2 protein-coding genes and 1 pseudogene are annotated in these 2,986 nt (G+C 62.7%); 2 read left to right on the top strand and 1 reads right to left on the bottom strand.

The genetic code is table 11. The annotated features are described in order from the left end of the window. A partial coding sequence (locus D3273_RS27375; RefSeq protein ID WP_129230165.1) for an IS5 family transposase occupies window positions 1-523 on the top strand: 523 nt, incomplete at its 5' end. A 424-nt stretch (window positions 524-947) separates the two neighbouring features. Here the strand turns inward: D3273_RS27375 and D3273_RS27370 are convergent. Further along, entirely contained in the window at window positions 948-1,157 is a 210-nt protein-coding gene (locus D3273_RS27370) for a hypothetical protein (protein ID WP_129230164.1), read from the bottom strand. An 877-nt stretch (window positions 1,158-2,034) separates the two neighbouring features. On the opposite strand from D3273_RS27370, the pseudogene D3273_RS27360 reads away from it, so the two are divergent. Continuing rightward, window positions 2,035-2,890: pseudogene (locus tag D3273_RS27360) on the top strand (IS5 family transposase). Window positions 2,891-2,986 lie beyond the last annotated feature (96 nt).

The raw sequence follows: 2,986 nt of genomic DNA, 5'->3' as shown, positions 1-2,986 counted from the left end.
TGCTCCGTCCTCACCTGGGTTGCACCAGCATGCTATCAGCTGCTGCAGAGGGAGGGGCGGGCCATCCATAAAGGGGGTCGCGGGGGCGGAGCGAGATGAGCGTGAAGCTTTGGGCCGCTCTCGTGGTGGCTACGGCACGAAAGCCTGCATGATCTGCGACGGACGCGGGCTGCCCATTGCCTTCCGCCTTGTGCCAGGGCAGGCCCACGAACTGCCCCAGGCCGACCCCTTGCTGGCAGGCTTGCCCCGCGCACCAGGGTGGGTGGTCGCCGACAAGGGCTATGCGGCCCACGCCTTCCGCGACGCGATCTGGGACATGGGCTCCAGGCCGGCGATCCCGGCTAAAAGCAACGAGGCGCCCGTCGCTTGCCCGGCCTGGATCTACAACAATCGACATCACATCGAGAATGCGTGGGCGCGCTTGAAGGAGTGGCGAGGCGTCGCGACCCGTTACGAGAAGACTGATACATCGTTCCTCGGTATCCTCTGCCTCGCAGCAGCCGTCCAATGGATCAAGCGCTAACAGACCCTAGCCAGCCCCGCTCGCCTTCACCGGTAACCGAGGCTTTTCGCGTTTCCACCCCTTGCGGATCACGCGGGCGGCATGGTCCCTTGCCGTCCGGCGGCGGTCGAACACGTTGCCATCACGGCCTCGCCGCGCGGGGCGCCGATGGCGGCGGGGTCGTGGTTCGATCTTACATCTATCATTCATAGACGATCACAGCCGGCCGTCGTAGATTGGCTTCGTGTCCTCGGGCGCATGCCCTTCGTGGGCGTTTCCTCCCTAGACTTGGGTCGCTCGCCGCGAGGTGTAGCGGCCTTCTTTCTGCGCTGGTCAGGAGATTGGCTGCTCGCACTCTCACTCCACCGCGATCCCCTGCCGCCCCAAGCCATCCCGCCTCGTGTATCGACCATGAGCTTGCGGTCGCGGGCGTCCTGGCCTGGAGCTATGGCGTCTTTTTACCCAATGCCGCTACGATGCCGGCGATGAGATCCTTACCGCTCCGGCCCTCATTCAAGCGATCGATGAGCCCGTCGTCATCGAGTTCCTGCAGAAACAGGGCGATGGCATCGGCGGCGCTGTGGGCTGTATCAGACGCGCTAGCGTTGAGAATGCGCCATGCTGATTCGATAATTTCAACCTGATGGAGATTCATTGGGCACTCCCAATCTTGCTCCTCCCCGAGAACCCGTCCCTTAATGATTTCAGCACATGTGCTAAATTTCAACGAAGATTATGTGACGCTAAGTTTTGCCCTCGTTTGGGGCAACCCACGTAGCGCCCTCGGCTCCGCTCCCCTCCTTGCGCACTCGTCCGGCTTCGCCCATCCGGCGGGCCGCGGCACGCACAATGAGGAAATCGTAAGTTCCATCGTGCGAGGCTCATATCGCAACGCGAGGCGTATCGGAAGATGATCGGGTTCGGACGGATATGGAAAGGCGCCGGTGGCGCCAAGGATCAGGTTCCGATAACAACAATCCCGCGAGACGTTTTCTCCCGGACAACCAGCGTTGGTGGATCGCCCCCGACGCCCAGCAACATCGGTTCGAGCGAGACACGCTCCGCGCCTCGCTTTTTGCCCGCGAAAACCTCGACTGTCCTGACAACCACGAGCGGCAAACGATTAGCGGCACGCATCGTCAACGTGTCTCGCACAGGCGTGGCCGTCGAGCCCGAAACCGCTAGCTTGCGTGCCGCCGAGGTCGCCAAAGTCGGCAGTCGTCCTGTGACACCGGGGCGTCGAGTACCGCATGGCATCGTGCTCGTGTTTCAAACGCCGCTCAAAGCGGAGGAGTGCGGCCCACAGGTCGTGCTTTGATTGGCTCGCTGTATGGTCCCGGAATGAGGTGATGCGGGTTGATTTTGAACACAGCTGGGTTGGCAGTCCAGGCACTGCAGATCGTCTGAAACGGTGTTTTCCACTTCAGCGCTTTGAGGTGCTTGGCAAAGTTGTAAGAGCCTGACCCAAAAGGATGGATGACGTCGTTGTGGTTGTGTGATTCAGAGCCGGCGAGCGAGCGGGCAGGATCACCATGTGGACCGATGAGCAGCGAAAAACCCACAAGCGCCCGGGTGGCGGCTATCCGAGCGATGTCACGGATGCGGAGTGGGCCGTGCTGGGTCCGCTAATCCCGGCTGCGACCCCGGGTGGCAGGCCCCGCAAGACCGACATGCGGTCGGCGATGAACGCGATCCTTTATCTGCTGCGAACCGGCTGCCCGTGGCGCTACCTGCCGCGGGACGGCTTTCCACCGCGTTCGACGGTGTACAACATCTTCCGCAAGTTCCAGGCTGACGGCACGTGGCATGCGATCTGGGACCAGCTTTACCCGATGCTGCGGGACCGCGAGGACCGTGAAGGGTCCCCTCGGCCGGCATCATCGACAGCCAGACGATCAAGTCGGCCGAAAAGGGGGGTGTAAGGCCGAGAAGCAGACCGCCGACGCAGCCGACGCGGTGGGTTACGAGCCTGGAAAGAAGGTGAAGGGGCGCAAGATCCACTCCCTCGTCGACACATTGGGTTTGCCGATCCGCCTCGTCGTCCATTCGGCAGGCGTTCAGGACCGCGACGGCGCCGCGCTTCTGTTCGACAGGATCAAGCTCCGCTTTCCGTGGCTGGAGTGCATCTTCGCCAACACGGGCTACAATGCGCAGCAGACCTACGAGGCAGCAGGCGCCAACGGGCTGCGGCTGGAGGTGGTCCGCCGTAATCCCAACGCGGCCGGCTTCGAGGTGATCAAGCGACGGTGGGTTGTCGAGCGGACCTTCTCCTGGCTCGGCCGGAACCGCCGCCTGGCCAAGGACTTCGAAAACCTCGCCTCGACCCTGCTGGCCTTCGTCACGCTCGCTGCCATCCAGGTCGGCATCCGGCGAATCGCGCGATCGTAGGCTTTTGGGTCAGGCTCTGAGCCGCGATGAAGGCCAGGACGTGTGTGCGCAGTATCTCTGCGGTGTCGTAGTGAAACGTCTTGTTGGTCGCTTCCT

The sequence above is a fragment of the Lichenibacterium minor genome (genome assembly GCF_004137685.1).
Classification (GTDB): domain Bacteria; phylum Pseudomonadota; class Alphaproteobacteria; order Rhizobiales; family Beijerinckiaceae; genus Lichenihabitans; species Lichenihabitans minor.
The sequence above is the reverse complement of the archived record's forward strand: the minus strand, read 5'-3'. Positions and strand labels throughout refer to the sequence as shown.

Coding starts and splice junctions, on each gene's coding strand:
- D3273_RS27370 (WP_129230164.1), bottom strand. CDS start 1,157: ATGAATCTCCATCAGGTTGAAATTATCGAATCAGCATGGCGCATTCTC.